The organism is Sphingopyxis sp. A083, assembly GCF_001468495.1.
GTDB classification, from domain to species: domain Bacteria; phylum Pseudomonadota; class Alphaproteobacteria; order Sphingomonadales; family Sphingomonadaceae; genus Sphingopyxis; species Sphingopyxis terrae.
In genome coordinates this window covers 68,354-84,929 of sequence record NZ_LNSK01000009.1, presented here as the reverse complement: position 1 = coordinate 84,929, position 16,576 = coordinate 68,354, and the positions used below count along the sequence as shown (strand labels likewise).

12 protein-coding genes are annotated in these 16,576 nt (G+C 63.3%); 10 read left to right on the top strand and 2 right to left on the bottom strand.

Annotated features, from left to right (window positions below; all coding sequences use genetic code 11):
• Positions 1 to 15 precede the first annotated feature (15 nt).
• The 3 genes from ATE59_RS14330 to ATE59_RS14320 all read left to right on the top strand — a co-directional run bounded on the left by ATE59_RS14330 (position 16) and on the right by ATE59_RS14320 (position 4,609).
• Entirely contained in the window at positions 16 to 228 is a 213-nt protein-coding gene (locus ATE59_RS14330) for a DUF2093 domain-containing protein (RefSeq protein ID WP_003041102.1), read from the top strand.
• Positions 225 to 1,166, top strand: a complete 942-nt coding sequence (locus ATE59_RS14325) for a M23 family metallopeptidase (RefSeq protein ID WP_082657438.1) — start codon at positions 225 to 227, stop codon at positions 1,164 to 1,166. The genes ATE59_RS14330 and ATE59_RS14325 overlap by 4 nt, the downstream gene beginning before the upstream one ends.
• Positions 1,167 to 1,420: 254 nt before the next feature.
• Entirely contained in the window at positions 1,421 to 4,609 is a 3,189-nt protein-coding gene (locus tag ATE59_RS14320; RefSeq protein ID WP_058813010.1) for a TonB-dependent receptor domain-containing protein, read from the top strand.
• A gap of 213 nt (positions 4,610 to 4,822) precedes the next feature.
• On the opposite strand, the gene ATE59_RS14315 is transcribed toward ATE59_RS14320, so the two are convergent.
• A complete protein-coding gene (locus ATE59_RS14315; protein ID WP_058813008.1) occupies positions 4,823 to 5,839 on the bottom strand; it encodes a hypothetical protein in 1,017 nt (338 codons plus the stop codon).
• 44 nt (positions 5,840 to 5,883) lie between these two features.
• Here ATE59_RS14315 and ATE59_RS14310 point away from each other — a divergent pair, with 44 nt between their 5' ends.
• The 4 genes from ATE59_RS14310 to ATE59_RS14295 all read left to right on the top strand — a co-directional run bounded on the left by ATE59_RS14310 (position 5,884) and on the right by ATE59_RS14295 (position 8,234).
• Entirely contained in the window at positions 5,884 to 7,068 is a 1,185-nt protein-coding gene (locus ATE59_RS14310) for an aspartyl/asparaginyl beta-hydroxylase domain-containing protein (RefSeq protein ID WP_058813006.1), read from the top strand.
• 101 nt (positions 7,069 to 7,169) lie between these two features.
• A complete protein-coding gene (locus ATE59_RS14305; RefSeq protein WP_058813004.1) occupies positions 7,170 to 7,490 on the top strand; it encodes a hypothetical protein in 321 nt (106 codons plus the stop codon).
• Positions 7,491 to 7,530: 40 nt separating this feature from the next.
• Positions 7,531 to 7,878: a hypothetical protein gene (locus ATE59_RS14300; RefSeq protein ID WP_081611137.1), complete on the top strand. Its 348-nt coding sequence runs from the start codon at positions 7,531 to 7,533 to the stop codon at positions 7,876 to 7,878.
• Between the two features lie 59 nt (positions 7,879 to 7,937).
• Complete coding sequence (locus tag ATE59_RS14295; RefSeq protein WP_231737391.1) at positions 7,938 to 8,234, top strand: hypothetical protein; 297 nt, start codon at positions 7,938 to 7,940, stop codon at positions 8,232 to 8,234.
• Between the two features lie 30 nt (positions 8,235 to 8,264).
• Here ATE59_RS14295 and clpB read toward each other — a convergent pair whose 3' ends face one another.
• Entirely contained in the window at positions 8,265 to 10,844 is a 2,580-nt protein-coding gene (clpB, locus tag ATE59_RS14290; RefSeq protein WP_058813000.1) for an ATP-dependent chaperone ClpB, read from the bottom strand.
• Between the two features lie 130 nt (positions 10,845 to 10,974).
• Between clpB and ATE59_RS14285 the strand changes: the two genes are divergently transcribed.
• The 3 genes from ATE59_RS14285 (at position 10,975) to ATE59_RS14275 (ending at position 16,436) form a co-directional block, all read left to right on the top strand.
• Positions 10,975 to 13,128, top strand: a complete 2,154-nt coding sequence (locus ATE59_RS14285) for an acylase (protein WP_058812998.1) — start codon at positions 10,975 to 10,977, stop codon at positions 13,126 to 13,128.
• 94 nt (positions 13,129 to 13,222) lie between these two features.
• Complete coding sequence (locus tag ATE59_RS14280; RefSeq protein WP_058812996.1) at positions 13,223 to 16,108, top strand: M16 family metallopeptidase; 2,886 nt, start codon at positions 13,223 to 13,225, stop codon at positions 16,106 to 16,108.
• Positions 16,109 to 16,133: 25 nt separating this feature from the next.
• Positions 16,134 to 16,436, top strand: a complete 303-nt coding sequence (locus ATE59_RS14275; protein ID WP_003041076.1) for a hypothetical protein — start codon at positions 16,134 to 16,136, stop codon at positions 16,434 to 16,436.
• The last annotated feature ends 140 nt before the right edge of the window (positions 16,437 to 16,576 follow it).

Here is a 16,576-nt window from a genome sequence, read left to right as displayed (position 1 = left end):
TTGATGGACCCCGCCATGTTGATCGCCAGCCGCAACCGCCTTGCCCGCCTGCAATATGGCCCGAACGGATTTCGCATCCTGTCGCCGGGCGACCATGTGCTGTGCGCGGTAAGCGGGGTGCCGATCGGGCTCGACGAGCTGCGCTATTGGTCGGTCGCGCGGCAGGAGCCCTATGCGACCGCGGCGATTTCGGTGCAGGCCGCACTGGACGCGGCGCGCGGCGCATGATCGCGCGCGGGGCAGCGCCCCGAGCGATTGCTTCGCTGACCTTGGCCCTTGCGGCCGCAGGCTGCGTACCCGCCGTGGCCGACAGTCCCCCGGCGCCCAAGGCAGCAGCGGCGCCCGCGGCCGTGGCGCCTTCGGTGCCGAACGCACCCCCGGTCCCGAAGCCGCTTCCCGGTCCCGCCGATTTCGCCTTTCGCGGCAGCATGATCCAGGGCGGGACGCTGATCGGCCAGGTGCCGGGCGGAACGCGCACGTTGACGCTCGACGGCGCACCCGTTCCGGTCGCAGGCGATGGCGCTTTCCTGATCGCCTTCGATCGCGATGCGCCGGCGAGCCAGCAACTGGTAGCGACCCTTTCCGACGGGCGCACGGTCGCGCGGACGCTGAGCATTGCGGCGGGGAATTGGCGGATCGAAAATATCAACGCGCCCTATCGCGGCAGTGCATCGAGCGATGCCGAGTTCGAACGCCGCCGCCCCGCCGAACTGGCGCAGATCGCCGCCGCGCGCGCGAGCCATGTCGAATCGGACGGCTGGCGGCAGCAATTTCGCTGGCCCGCGACGGGGAGGCTTTCAGGCTTCTTCGGTTCGCAGCGCGTCTATCAGGGCAAGCCGGGCAGCTATCATAGCGGCACCGATATCGCCGTGCCCGCGGGCACGCCCTTTTTCGCGCCCGCCGACGGGGTCGTCGTCCTCGCGGCCGATGCGCCCTTCACGCTGGAAGGCAATTTGCTGATCGTCGATCACGGCATGGGGCTGACCAGTGCCTTTCTCCATTGCCAGCGCCTCGATGTGAAGGTCGGCGACCATGTGACGCAAGGGCAACGGCTCGGCACGGTGGGCGCGACGGGACGGGCGACGGGACCGCATATGCACTGGGGCCTCAAATGGCGCGACGCGCGGCTTGACCCGGGCACGCTCGCGGGGCCGATGACGCGATAATCGACGGGTTTCGATCTGAAGCGTAATTTAATTACACGCCAAGGCCGTTGATTATTCGAAGTGTGTGAACGCTCATTTGCGTTGTTGCAAATTCGTCACAATCGCTTGCGAAACCGCGTGATGCGCGGGGAATTCCCTTTACTCGACATGAATGAACGATCATCCCGCACGCTATCGGGGTGTCTGTTCGCTGGCTTTGCGCTGCGAAAATAGGGGCCCGGGTATAACCACCACCAGTAGCAAGGGACTGCACTGTGAAGAAAACCCACTATTCCAAGCTGAAGCTTGGCGCTGCGCCGATCGTTATCGGCGTTGCCCTTGCTTCGGTTCCTGCCTTCGCGCAGGACGCCGAGGAAGGCGCCGCTGCGCCGGGTTCGGAGATCGTCGTTACCGGCACCCTGATCCGCAACCCCAACCTCGAACAGTCGACGCCCGTCAACGTCACCACTTCGGACGCGATCGAACTGAAGCAGTCGAACGTCGCTGAGGAAGTTCTTCGCGAATTGCCCGGCGTCGTTCCGAATATCGGTTCGGCGGTGAACAACGGCAACGGCGGTGCGTCCTACGTCGATCTTCGCGGTCTCGGCTCGACCCGTAACATCGTCCTGCTCAACGGCAACCGCGTTGCGCCGTCGGACGTGAACGGCCGTGTCGACCTCAACAACATTCCGCTTGCCCTGATCGAACGCGTCGACGCGCTGACCGGTGCGGCGGTGACCACCTATGGCGCAGATGCCATCACCGGCGTCGTCAACTTCGTCACCAAGCGCGATTTTGCCGGCTTTGAAATGACCGCGTCGGAACAGATCACTGAAAAGGGCGACGGCAACATCTTCCGTGTTGACGCGACGATCGGTGCGAACTTCGACGATGGCCGCGGCAATGCGGTGCTGAGCATCGGCTATCAGCAGGCCGACCCTGTCTATCAGGGTGCGCGCGGTTTCTCGGACAACACGCTCGACAGCTATTCGGACACGTTCATCGGTTCGGGTACGTCTGTCCCCTCGCGCTTCTCGGGCACGCGTCCGCTTACCGGCGGCGTACCGAACACCCTCGCGCAGTATACGCAGACGGGCACCGTGCCGAATCCGAACTTTGACCCGACCCAGCCCGTCAGCGCAACGAACCCGGCGACGCTGCCGGTTCTCGCTCTGACGCCCGGCGGTGCTGCCAACGGCGGCGTTCGTCAGGTCAATGGTGCTGGCCAGGCGGTCGGCACGTTCCAAACCTACAACTTCAACCCGTTCAACATCTTCCAGACGCCGTTCGAGCGCTTCAACATCTATGGCCAGGCCAATTATGAAGTGTCCGATGCGGTGGAAGTGTACACCCGGGGCATGTTCTCGAAGAACACCGTGTCGACGATCATTGCACCGTCGGGTTCGTTCGGTGGCTCGGTTGCGATCAATCTGAACAACCCGAATCTGCCTGCGGCGCTGCGCAACCAGTTCTGTGCGTTCAACGTCGCTCCGGTGGTCAATGGCGTCGATGCCAACGGGGATCCGGTTTCGGGCCAGGCTGCTTATACGCCGCGCTTTACGCCGGCCGAGTGCGCAGCGGCAGCTACGGCTACTGGCCGGAGCGATCCCAACTACCGCGAAGTCACCGTCACGCTGAACCGTCGTACGCCCGAAGTGGGCCCGCGTATCAGCAACTATCAGACGACCTTCTTCGATTATCGCGTCGGTGCGCGCGGCGGCATCACCGACACGCTCGATTGGAGCCTCGAGGGCGCCTATGGCGAGTCGGAAAATATCCAGAGCATCAACGGCTACACGCTGCAGTCGCGTTTCCGCGAAGCGTCGCTGTCCGATGATGGTGTGACCTGTCAGAGCGGCAATGCTGATTGCGTTCCGGTCAATCTGTTCGGCCCCGAAGGGTCGATCACGCCGGAAGCCGCGCGGTACCTCTCGGAAAAGAGCACCTCGACAAACCGCACTTCGCTTGCGCAGGTCCGCGGTATCATTTCGGGTGATCTTGGCTTCTCGTCGCCGGGTGCGGTCCAGCCGATCGGCTTCGCGATCGGTGGCGAATATCGCAAATACACCGCGCAGCAGTCTTCGGATCTCCTCGCCAAGACGGCGGGTGAACTCGGTGGCGCTGGCGGTGCGGCTCCCGACATCGACGGCGCTTACGATGTCTATGAAGCCTATGCCGAAATTGTGGCCCCCCTGATCGAGGACAAGCCTTTCTTCGAGAGCCTGACCCTCGAAGCGGGCATCCGTTATTCGGATTACAGCATCCGCGGCGCTGGTGGCTACAATGCCACCACGTGGAAGGCTGGCGGCAGCTGGGAACCGGGTGCGGGTCTGAAACTTCGCGGCAATTACAGCCGCGCGGTTCGCGCTCCGAACATCGGCGAACTGTTCACGCCGCAGACGGTTGGTCTGACCAACCTCGGTATCGACCCCTGCGCCGGTGGCGCTCCGGTGGCCGACGCCAATCTGCGCGCGGTCTGTATCGCGCAGGGTGCTCCTGCCGGTACGATCGGTTCGATCACCAACCCGACGGCGGCGCAGGCCAACATCACGGTGGGCGGTAACCTGAACCTGAAGCCTGAAAAGGCAGATACCTGGACGCTGGGCCTTGTCTGGCAGCCGGACTTCCTGCCGCGCTTCAACATGTCGGTCGACTATTACAACATCAAGGTCAACGACGTGCTTGGCACGCCGCTGCCGGGCGATATCATCAACGCTTGCTTCGACGGTCTGTCGGCTTCGAGCGCGACCGATCCGGCTTGTACCTCGATCCGTCGTAACCCGATCACCGGCGGCCTTGACGGTGACCCGTCGACGACCCCCGGCCTGTTCGGTCTGACCAACAACCTCGGCCGTCTGTTCACCGACGGTGTCGACCTGTTGATGAACTACAACACCGATGTCGGCTTCGCGAACCTCAGCTGGTCGTTCGTCGGCAACTGGACGCACAGCTCGAAGTATAACGCCAACGTCGCCGATCCGGCTTCGCTCAACCGCGAATGCGTCGGTTACTACAGCGTGAACTGCTCGTTCACGGGTTCGATTCAGCCGGAATTCCAGTTCTCGCAGCGGTTTACGCTGGGCTTCGACAAGGTCGACGTCTCGCTGCTGTGGCGCTGGATGGACTCGGTTGACTTCGAGCCGGCGCAGCTCGCGGCGGACATCGCTGCAGCACAGGCAGCTCCGGGCGACTGTCCGAACCCGACGACGACCGACGATGGTGGTTGCGTGGTCGATCCGAAGTTCCGTCACATCAAGGCGGCACATTATTTCGATCTCGCTACCCGCTTCAACGTCAGCGACAATCTGGTCATCACCATGACGGTCCAGAATCTGCTCGACAAGAAGCCGCCGATCGTTGGCAACACCATCGGTTCGACGACCTACAACAGCGGCAACACCTTCCCGTCGACTTACGACGCGCTGGGTCGCCGCTATGCGATCTCGGCCAAGCTGAAGTTCTAAAGAACTCTCTGCTTGGAAGGAAATTGGGGGCGGGCAGCAATGCTCGCCCCTTTTTCTTTGGCAGTCAGAACCATAAGGAGCGGCAGCTTCCGCCGACCTTATTTAGGCCGGCCGCCAAGACCTTGCCTCGGGCTTGGCGCGCAACCTTCTCCGCAAGCTGTGCTTATGACGGCATGGCTAACCCGACCACTGGTGCCCGATCGCAATAGTGTATCAGTGTATAGGTAGCGCCCCTGGGAGGACTAGCGGGATACCGGCCTGATCGGCGACAGCTTCTGCCCATCCGAGGACTTGATTGATTTCGTCTCCGTACGCCGCTTCGGCGGCAGCGAGATCGCGCTGACGCTCACCGGCTGCAAACGGCGCCCCCGACTTGCTATTGCGTGCCAGCGCTGGATGATCTGCCAGGACCTCTCGGTCAGCGGTAAGGCCATAATGGTCCATTGCCCCGGCAACTGCCCGAACGGGGTCGCGGGTCAGTGCCTCGCTGTCGAGTGAAGCTATCCGGCCGGGCGCCCAAGCTATGAGGGTCGCGAAAGCCCGCTGCTGGGCAAGCCACCCCATGGCGGCAATTTGTAGGTCGGACTGGCGGAAATAGTCGCGCGCATCGAAACCGAATTGCAGGAAGTCGTCTGCCAGATAGCCTTCAAACAATTCCCTGCACCACAGCCGACACCATAAACCCTTCCGCGCGACCGACAGAAGAAAGACGCGCAGCGGCGCATATAGCAGAATGGCGTGTGCCCCCGGACGCAGGGTTAGCGCACCGCGCGCGAGCGGATTGAAAATGTTGGAAGGCTTGATGATTACGGCTTCACCAGCGGTCAAGGGCCGCGCGAGCATCGCGAGCGCATCGTCCATAACCCGCGCGTGATCGCGCGGCGCCGCGCCGCGGCGCCGCCATCCGACCATGTCATTGAGCAGCACGGGTTCGGACAATCCGGACGCAATGCCCGGCTGGTCAATCGCCTGGACCAGCATGGTGGAGGCACAATAGGCCGAATGAAAGAGGAAATGAACGGGCGCCGGCTCTACGCTCTGACGAGACGCGGTGCGGGACAGGACGAGCGGTGCTGCTTCCTCGCCCAAATGCATGTCTGTAAGAAAGGGGACCTCCCGGCGGATGACGCGCGGCACGCGGCGGAAATGAAACGCGTCGTGATTTGAATCGTACCGATGCGCGAGCCATTCGGGATCACGTAAGGCAGCGGCAGAAGCGGGATGCAACATCGTTCGACCTTGCCGATTGCTGCAGTCGATGGCAAGCATCGGTCATGGCCAGTACACAACCGCCCGCGCCCGCCGTGGAAGCCAATCGTCTTGGTATTGCGGCTTTGCAGGCCAACGATCCGGCGGCGGCGGCGGCGCACTTCGGCCGAGCGATTGCGTCCGATCCTAGGTCCGGTGCGCTCCAGAGAAATCTCGCGTCGGCATGGCGAGCGCTGGGAGAGGAAGAGCGTGAACTTGATGCACTTGCAGCGGCTCTAGCGATTGACCGCCGCGATCTGATCGCCTGGATCCGCAAGGCCGAACGACATGAATCACGAGCGGAGCGCGGTGCGGCGCTGGAGGCGTGGAGCGCGGCGCTCGCGCTTGCGGTGCAACTCGATCCTGTGCCCGATCCGCTCTTGCCGCTCCTGGCACACGGACAGGCCTTCGTGGCGCAGGCGACCGATACTATGTTTGCCGCGGCCTCCGGCGCGATCGCATCAATGGGTGATATACTCGATGAAACCGACATGCGACGTGGAAGAGCATTCGTCGAGAGCAATCTTGGTCGGCGTAGAATCTATCGAAATGAATGTGCGGGCATCTATTACCCATTTTTGCCCGCCGATGAATTTTTTGACCGGCGGCATTTTCCTTGGTTCACTGAAATTGAGGCACATACCGACGCCATTCGGAGCGAACTACTCTCACTGCTCGACGACCCGGGAGATGCGTTGCGTCCTTACGTGCGAATGGATGCCGGAACCCCCGATTCGATCTGGACCCCCCTCGACAATCGACTTGACTGGGGCGCCTGCTTCTTGTGGGAATATGGCGCCGCGAACCAAGTGGTGCTCGACCGCTGTCCGGCAACCGCTGCCGCGCTAGCAGCCGTTCCCGGCGCTCGTATCCCGGGCCGAGCGCCGAGCGCCTTTTTCTCGATGCTCAAGCCGCGCACACGCATCCCGCCCCACACAGGCGTCACCAACACGCGTGCAATTGTCCATCTGCCGCTGATCGTGCCGCCTGGATGCGGCTTTCGGGTGGGAGGTGAGACGCGCAGTTGGGAGGAGGGCCGCGCCTTCGCCTTTGACGACACCATCGAGCACGAGGCTTGGAACGATAGTGATGAACTGCGCGCTGTGCTGATCTTCGACGTATGGAACCCGCATCTCAGTCTGGCCGAGCGTGACTTGCTGGTGCGATATTTCGCATCGGCCGATTCGTCAGGCTACGCCGTACCGAGATGAGCTATAGCGGTGGAGGAGCATATTTCGCTTGGGAATGAGAGACGTGCATCATATGGTCTGGGGATAAATGCCTAAATTTGAAGGGCCGAGGAGATTTTTGGATGTTTAGGATCATGACTTGGGCAGTGGCGGCAGGCCTGCTAGCGGCGCCAGCTGCGGCCGAGGAATTGGCCGACCGTGCGCCGCCCCCGAAGAAGCCGTCGTTGATGACTCCGACGGAAATCGAAGCCTATAACAAGGGCTTGGCACAGACGCATCCTTATTACATCAAGTGCCGCAAGACGTTGGAGCTCGGTTCGCTGGTCAAGAAGACCCGCGTTTGCCACACCAATGCCGAATGGAAGGACGTGATTGCGCGCGGCAACCAGGATGCGCGCGATACAGCCGAAGCCATGACGAGCAAGGGGAGCACCTCCAACTGACGCTGGTGCCCATACGAGCCGTTATGTGGGAGAAATGGCGATGCGAGGATGGATTACTTTGGTTGCAGCATTGAGTGCGGCAAGTGCGGCCAGCGCCAGCGAACCGACCAATCTTGCGCGAGCACCTTCGGACATGAGCGGTGCCGAGATTGACGCATATAATGAGGGCCGCTCAGCAAACGATCCGGAGTATATCCGATGTAGGCGCATCGCTGAACCCGGATCTCTGGTGAAAAAGAACCGCATCTGCAATACGAATGCGCAGTGGCGGGTGATTACCGATCGGGGCAATCAGGATGCACGCGATTCGATGGAAATGCTTGCCCGAGGTTGGAGCAATTCGGTCGAGCCGAAGGATAGCCTGATGACCGAGATCAAGCCAAAATAGCGCGCTGCGCCGGGACAGGGGTTGGTACAATGCCGATTTTCACGACCACCGTTGCGATAATGATGGCAGTCGCATCCGCGCCGGGGGCGGCTGATGCGTACACCGACCGCAAACCTCCCGATCGCCCGGCCTCGACGATGACCAACGCCGAAATCAAGGCGTTCAACCAGGGCATGGCATCGACCCATCCCTATTACATCAAGTGCCGCAAGATTGAGGAAATTGGATCTTGGGTAAAAAAGGCGCGGGTTTGCCACACCAATGAGGAATGGAAGCAATTGTGGGCGCAGGGTAATCAGGACGCGCGCGACACCGCCGAAGCGATGACGCGCGCGCCCGTCAACCAAAGCAATTGACCGATTTGTAGGTCGCCGGGTCGACCCGACTTATGCCGGCGTCAGGACAAGGCCGCCGTCGCCTTCGTCCACTTTGACCGTCGATCCGTCCTTGACTTCGCCTTTCAGGATCAGGTCGGCGAGCGGGTCTTGCAGATATTTCTGCACCGCGCGCTTGAGGGGGCGCGCGCCGTAGACGGGATCGTAGCCGACCCGGCCGAGCCACGCGCGCGCGGCGTCGGTGAGGTCGAGCGTGACCTTGCGGTCGGCGAGCAGTTTCTGGACGCGTGCGACCTGAATATCGACGATTCCGCCCATATGCGCCTGCGCGAGGCGGTGGAACAGCACGATCTCGTCGAGCCGGTTCAGGAACTCGGGCCGGAAATGCGCGCGCACCACTTCCATCACCGCGGGTTCGGCCTGCTCGACCGGCGCATCGTCGGGAAGCGCGGCGATCGCCTGGCTGCCGAGGTTCGAGGTCAGGATGATCAGCGTGTTGGTGAAATCGACCGTGCGGCCCTGCCCGTCGGTGAGGCGTCCGTCGTCGAGCACCTGAAGCAGGATATTGAAGACGTCGGGATGCGCCTTTTCGACCTCGTCGAACAGCACGACCTGATAGGGCCGGCGGCGCACCGCTTCGGTCAGCGTACCGCCTTCCTCATAACCGACATAGCCCGGGGGCGCGCCGACGAGCCGCGCGACGCTGTGCTTTTCCATGAATTCGGACATGTCGATGCGGACCATCGCATTGTCGTCGTCGAACAGGAAACGCGCGAGCGCCTTGGTGAGTTCGGTCTTGCCGACACCCGTCGGGCCGAGGAAGAGGAACGAGCCCAAGGGCCGGTTCGGATCCTGTAGCCCTGCGCGCGCGCGGCGGACGGCGGTCGAGACGGCGCGCACCGCCTCGTCCTGTCCGATCACCCGCTTGCCGAGCGTCTCTTCCATGCCGAGCAGCTTCTCGCGCTCGCCTTCCATCATCCGGTCGACGGGAATGCCGGTCCATTTGCTGACCACCGCGGCGATATCGTCGGCGGTAACCTCCTCGCGCAGCATCGCATTGCCCGCCGCCGCTTCGGCGTCGGCCAGCCGCTTTTCGAGGCCGGGAATGGTGCCATAGGACAGCTCGCCCGCCTTCGCGAGATCGCCGGCGCGCTGCGCCTGGTCGAGCGCCGAGCGCGCGGCGTCGAGCTCTTCCTTGATCTTCGCCTCGGCGTGGATCTTGTCCTTTTCGGCCTGCCATTTTTGCGTCAGTTCGGCCGACTGCTGCTCGAGATTGGCGAGCTCACCCTGCAAAGCGGCAAGCCGCTCCTTCGACGCGGCGTCGCTTTCCTTGCCGAGCGCTGCTTCCTCGATCTTCATCTGGATGATGCGGCGGTCGAGGGTCTCGATCTCCTCGGGCTTTGATTCGACCTCCATGCGGATGCGGCTCGCGGCCTCGTCCATCAAATCGATCGCCTTGTCGGGCAGGAAGCGGTCGGAGATGTAGCGGTTCGACAGCGTCGCGGCGGCGACGATGGCGCCGTCGGTGATCCGCACCCCGTGATGCAGCTCGTATTTCTCCTTGATCCCGCGCAGGATCGAGATCGAATCCTCGACGGTCGGTTCGCCGACGAACACCGGCTGGAAGCGCCGCTGGAGCGCGGGGTCCTTTTCGACATGCTTGCGATATTCGTCGAGCGTCGTCGCGCCGATGCAGTGGAGCTCGCCGCGCGCGAGCGCCGGCTTGAGCAGGTTCGACGCGTCCATCGCGCCCTCGCCCTTGCCCGCGCCGACGAGCGTGTGCATCTCGTCGATGAACAGGATGATCTCGCCCTCGGCCGATTTCACTTCGTCGAGCACACCCTTCAGCCGCTCCTCGAACTCGCCGCGATATTTGGCGCCGGCGATGAGCGCACCCATGTCGAGCGCGAGCAGGCGGCGGTCCTTCAAACTGTCGGGGACGTCGCCATTGACGATGCGGAGCGCCAGACCCTCGGCGATCGCGGTCTTGCCGACGCCGGGCTCGCCGATCAGCACAGGGTTGTTCTTGGTCCGGCGCGCAAGGATCTGCACGGTGCGGCGAATTTCCTCGTCGCGGCCGATCACGGGGTCGAGCTTGCCCTCCCGCGCGACTTCGGTGAGGTCGCGGGCATATTTCTTGAGCGCCTCGAAACTGTCCTCGGCACCCGCGCTGTCGGCGGTGCGGCCGCGGCGCAGTTCGTTGATGACGGTGTTGAGCGCGTCGGCCTTCACGCCCGCGTCGGCAAACGCCTTTCCGACCGGAGTCGAGGAGGCGAGCACCATCGCGAGCAGCAGCCGTTCGACGGTGACATAGCCGTCGCCCGCCTTGGTCGCGACCTGTTCGGCCTGATCGAGCAGGCGCACCGCGTCATTGTCGAGCCCCGGCGTCGCCTGCGCGCCCGATCCCGACACGGCGGGAACCTTGGCGAGCAGCGCGTCGATGCCGGCGACCGCGCGCGGCACGTCACCGCCCGCGCGCTGGATCAGGCCCGCGGCCATGCCTTCATTGTCTTCGAGCAGCGCCTTGGCGATATGCTCGGGACTGATCCGCTGATGATTCATGCGGATCGCAATCGTCTGCGCCGCCTGCAAAAAGCCCTTGGCGCGATCGGTAAATTTTTCGAGGTTCATGTGGATAAGCCCCTTTCTCGTCACCAGAGATAGTGTTGCCCATTTGCAACACAAGAGCATGGCTTTTCGCGCCGCAAATTTTCCGCCATGAGGTCGCCCAGTCGCCATAGTATATGGAGCGGGAAAGCGGATGCGTAAATTTTTCCTTGGCCTCGTCCTCCTGCTCGTCGCGGTGGCGGTGGGTCTTGCGGCGTGGGACCCGTTGACCGCCGAGGCTTCGCCCGCACCGGCGTTCCGGCCGACCGATGTGCAGATCGCGCGCGACAAGTTCGGGGTGCCGCATATCTTCGGCAAGACCGATGCCGACGTCGCCTATGGCGTCGCCTACGCCCATTCGGAGGATGATTTTGCGACGCTGCAAGAGGTGATCGCGATGACGCGCGGGCGCACCGGCGCGCTGCTCGGTGCCGATGGCGCCAAGATCGATTATGTCGCGGAACTGCTGGATATCCGCAAGACCGCGGCACGCGACTGGCCGCACCTGCCCGCCGACGTGCGCGCGCTGTTCACCGCCTATGCCGCGGGGCTCAACCATTATGCCGACAAGCACCCCGACGAGGTGCGCCTGTCGGGGCTGTTCCCGGTGACCGGCGAGGACGTCGTTGCCGGTTTCGTGCTGCGTTCGCCCTTCTTCTTCGGGATCGATTCGGTGCTGGGGCGCCTGACCGAAGGCAAGCCATTGTTCCGCGAAGGCGGTCCGGCGCTCGATGCAGCCGGCAAGCTCGTCCCGCGCGAGCTGACCCCGGTCGGCCGCGATCCCGACCATAATGGGTCGAACGGTATGGCGGTGGCGCCGGGCCGGGCCCCCGATGGCGCGACGCGGCTCGTTTCCAATTCGCATCAGCCGTGGACCGGCGGGGTCGCCTGGTACGAACTGGTCGTCCATTCGGGCGAAGGGTGGGATTTTGCGGGCGCCAACTTTCCCGGTTCGCCTTACCCTTTCCTTGGCCACAATAAATATCTGGGCTGGACCAACACGGTGAACCGGCCAGACCTGATCGACGTGTACAAGCTGGTGCTCGACGAAAGCGGCGAGAAATATCGCTTCGATGGCAAATGGCTGCCGCTGGAAAAGCGGCGCGTGTGGCTGCGCGTCAAATATGGTCCCTTCGTGTTGCCGGTGCCGCAGACCGTGTGGCGATCGGTCCAGGGCCCGGTGATCAAGAATGCCAAGGGTGCCTTTGCCATTCGCTATGCCGGCATGGACCAGTCGGCGATGGTCACCCAATATTACCGGCTGAACAAGGCGAAGGATTTCGCCGAATGGCGCGCGGCGATGGCGGGGCAGGGGGTTCCGGCGACCAACTTCATCTATGCCGATGCCAAGGGCAATATCGGCCTGTTCTACAACGCGATGTTCCCTGACCGCCCGGCGGGTTTCAACTGGCGCGGCGTGCTGCCCGGGGACACATCGGCCGACGTCTGGACCAAGACATTGCCGTTCGAACGGGTGCCAGCGCTGGTCAATCCGCGCTCGGGTTTTGTGATGAACGCCAACAATACGCCGTGGGTCGCGGCGGGGCCGGGCAGCGAACTCGATCCGGCCGCCTTTTCGCCGCTGATGGGGATCGAGGACGACATGACCAATCGCGCGGTGCGCCTGATCGACCTGTTCGGGGCGCCAGGACCGATCGACGCCGCGCGGCTGAAGACGATCAAATATGACACCGCCTACGCGAAGAGCGGCTATGCCAAGGTCTGGATCGACCGGCTGCTCGCTCTCGATGCCAAGGGCGATACGCAGATCGCGGCGGCGCAATATCTCCTGCGCGCGTGGGACTGGAATCTGGACGGCAAGGGGCAGGGCGACGCGCTCGCGCTGCTCGTGCTGCGTCCTGCGAATGGCAGCCACTATCAGCGCAAGGCCGACCCCGATCCGATGACGGTGCTGCGCGACAGCGCTGCGCATCTTCAGACATATTTCGGGACGCTCGACCCCGCGCTGGGGACCGTGCTGCGGCTGCGCCATGGCGAAGGCGCCCACCGGGTCGACCTGCCGCTCGACGGCGGCAACGATACGGTGCGCGCCTCGACCCTGTGGGACGTCGAACCCGACGGCCGTCTGAAGGTGCGGCACGGCGACAGCTTCATCATGTTCGTGACGTGGGACAAGGCGGGACGCGTCCATTCGGAATCGGTGCAGCCCTTCGGTGCCGCGACGACGCGACCGGAAAGTCCGCATTACAACGACCAAGCGCCTCTGTTCGTCGCGCATCGTTTGAAGCCGGTGCTTTTCGATCCGGCGGCGCTTCGCGCGAGCGGAGCGCGATTCTATCGGCCTTGAAAGCGCAGCAGAGCTGTCCTAAACCGTTGATACAGTGCCGTCCGGCATGCTCGTCACCGGCGCGTTTCGTGCCCCCGGTTTCAAGAGGATATCCATGACCCGCTTCCATCGCTTTGCCGTCGCCCTGGCTGTATCGACGTCGCTCGTCGCGGCCGGCCCCGCCCTTGCCAAAGCCAAGGAGGCGCAGCCCGCGCCGATTTCCGAACTGGTGAAGGCGGTCGATATTCCGTACCAGAGCTTCACGCTCGACAACGGACTGCGCGTGATCGTGCACGAAGATCACAAGGCGCCGGTCGTCGCGGTGTCGGTCTGGTATCGCGTCGGATCGAAGCACGAACCCGCGGGCAAGACGGGTTTTGCGCATCTGTTCGAACATCTGATGTTCAACGGTTCGGAAAATTCGCCGGGCGACTTCTTTGAACCGCTGCAACAGGTCGGCGCGACCGATTTCAACGGCACGACCAATACCGACCGCACCAACTATTTCGAAACGGTGCCGACCGGCGCGCTCGACCGCGCGCTGTTCCTCGAAAGCGACCGCATGGGCCATCTGCTCGGCGCAGTGACGCAGGAAAAGCTCGATAACCAGCGCGGCGTCGTCCAGAACGAAAAACGCCAGGGCGACAATAATCCCTATGGCCTGCTGCGGTACGAAATCTTCGAAAACCTCTTCCCGAAGGGGCACCCCTATCATCACAGCACTATCGGTTCGATGGCCGACCTCAACACGGCGAGCCTTGCCGATGTGAAGAAGTGGTTCAGCGACAATTACGGCCCGAACAATGCCGTGCTCGTGCTGGCGGGCGACATCGACCTTGCCACTGCAAAGACCAAGGTCGCCGAATGGTTCGGCGACATTCCGCGCGGCCCCGAAGTGAAAGCACCGCAAACCGCAGTTCCGACGCTCCCCGCGCCGCTCGCCAAGGAGGTCAAGGATCTCATCCCGACCACGCGCATCTATCGCATGTGGGCGATCCCCGGCCTCAACGACCCCGAATCGGTGCCGCTGCAAATGGCGACCGCGGTGCTCGGCGGGCTGTCGTCGTCGCGGCTCGACAATGCGCTCGTCCGCAAGGACCCGGTCGCGGTCAGCGTCGCGGCGTTCGCACAAACGCTGGAGGATGCAGGCTTCCTGATCGTTCAGGCCGACGTGAAGCCGGGCGTCGATCCGAAGGTCGTCGGCGAAAAGCTCGACGCACAGATCGCCGATTTCCTGGCGACCGGCCCGACTGCGGACGAATTGCAGCGCGCCGCGGCCAGCTATCTCGGCGGCACGATTTCGGGGCTGGAATCGGTCGGCGGCTTCGGCGGCAAGGCGGTGACGCTGGCGGAAGGCGCGCTCTATTCGAACGATCCCGCCTATTACAAGACCGAGCTCGACCGGCTGGCCAAGGTGACCCCCGAGCAGGCGAAGGCGGTGGCCGACAAATGGATGTCGCGTCCGGCCTTCTCGCTGACCTACTCGCCCGGCGAGCGCACCGAAGGCGGTGAAAATCGCGGCGGCGCCTTCACCGACGGCAAGCCGGCGGCGGCGGTATCGCCCGACCGTTACTGGAATGCGGCGCTGGGCGATGTCGGCCCCGACACGGGTGTCGGCACGGCGACCTCGATCGCCGATCGTTCGCAGCTTCCTGCGGTGACGGACCTCAAGGCGCTCGAATTTCCGGCAATCGAACGCGCCAAGCTGAAGAACGGAATGGAAGTCGTCTTCGCGCGCCGGGCCGCGGTGCCGACGGTGCAGGTCGCGGTGAGCTTCGATGCCGGCTATGCCGCCGATCCGCACAATGCGCTCGGCACCCAGTCGTTGATGCTCAGCCTGATGGACGAAGGCACGACGAGCAAGGATTCGATCGCCTTCGCCGAAGCGAAGGAACGCCTCGGCGCCCAGATCGACGGCTCGGCGAACGCCGACGAAACGGTGTTCAGCCTGTTCGCGCTCAAGCCGAACCTCAGCGCGTCGCTGGGCCTGCTCGCCGATTATATCCGTAACCCGGCCTTCGACGGCAAGGAACTGGAGCGGGTGCGCGCGCAGCAGCTCAACCGCCTGAACGCCGAACTCAACAATCCCAATGCGATCGCCAGCCGCGTGCTGATGCCGGTGCTTTACGGCGCCGATCATCCCTATGGCATCCCGCCGTCGGGCCTCGGCAACGAAGCGGCCGTCAAAGCCGCGACGCGCGACCAGCTCGCGGCATTCCATCAGACGTGGATTCGCCCCGACAATGCCCGCATCTTCGTCGTCGGTGACACGACTCTGAAAGACGTCACGAAGCAGCTCGACGCCGCTTTCGGCGACTGGAAGGCGCCGAAGACCGCGAAACCCGAAAAGCATTTCGAGATCGCGATTCCCAAGCCGCAGCCGCGCATCCTGCTCGTCGATCGGCCCAAGTCGCCGCAGTCGATCATCATCGCGGGCAAGGTGCTCGACGTGAAAGGCGGCGACGATCTGGAGGTTCTGCGCCAGGCGAACGATATTTTCGGCGGCAGCTTCCTTTCGCGCTTCAACATGAACCTGCGCGAGACCAAGGGCTGGTCCTATGGCGTGCGCTCGCGCGTTTCGGGCGAAGCCGACCGCGTGACCTGGGTGGCGGTGGCGCCGGTGCAGGCCGACCGCACCGGCGACTCGATCCGTGAATTCCAGAAGGAATTGACCGCGTTCATCGGCGACAAGGGCGTAACCGCCGAAGAGCTGGAACGCACGACGAACGGCAGCGTACGCGAACTGCCGGGCAGCTTCGAGACATCGGGCGACGTGCTCGGCGGCTTGCGTGCGATCGCCAAATATCACCGGCCCGACAATTATTATGAAACGCTGCCGGCGAAATATGAGGCGATGACGGCCGAAGAGCTTGATGCCGCAGCGCGCAAGGAGCTGAGCACCGGCGACCTCGTCTATGTTGTCGTCGGCGATGCCGCGGTGGTGAAACCGCAGCTTGACGGATTGGGCCTGCCCGTGGAAACAGCGAAGCCCGCTAACTAACATTAGTTTCAGTAGGAGAGTTTCGATGTCTCAGGTCGATGGCAATTATGACTGCGTTACCAAGTCGCCGATGGGCGACCAGAAGTCGGTTTTCACCGTGAACAGCAATGGCGACAGCTTCACCGGCCAGAATGCCGGCGCGATGGGCTCGCTCGATGTCGAGAATGGCAAGGTCGACGGCAACAAGCTGACGTGGACGATGAACATGAAGGTGCCGATGCCGATGACGCTCGAATGCGAAGCGACGATCGACGGCGACACGCTGACCGGCACGATCAAGGCCGGCCCGTTCGGTTCGATGGCGATGACGGGCACCCGTCAGGCCTGATCGTCCGGATATCGGAAATGAGAGGGGCCGCTCTGTTGGAGCGGCCCTTTTTTTGTGGGCAGATGGGGCGTCATAGACCGCCCACTGCGCCGATGTTGCTGCATTGCATAGCTTTTCGGCGGCGCGGGGCTATCCAAAAC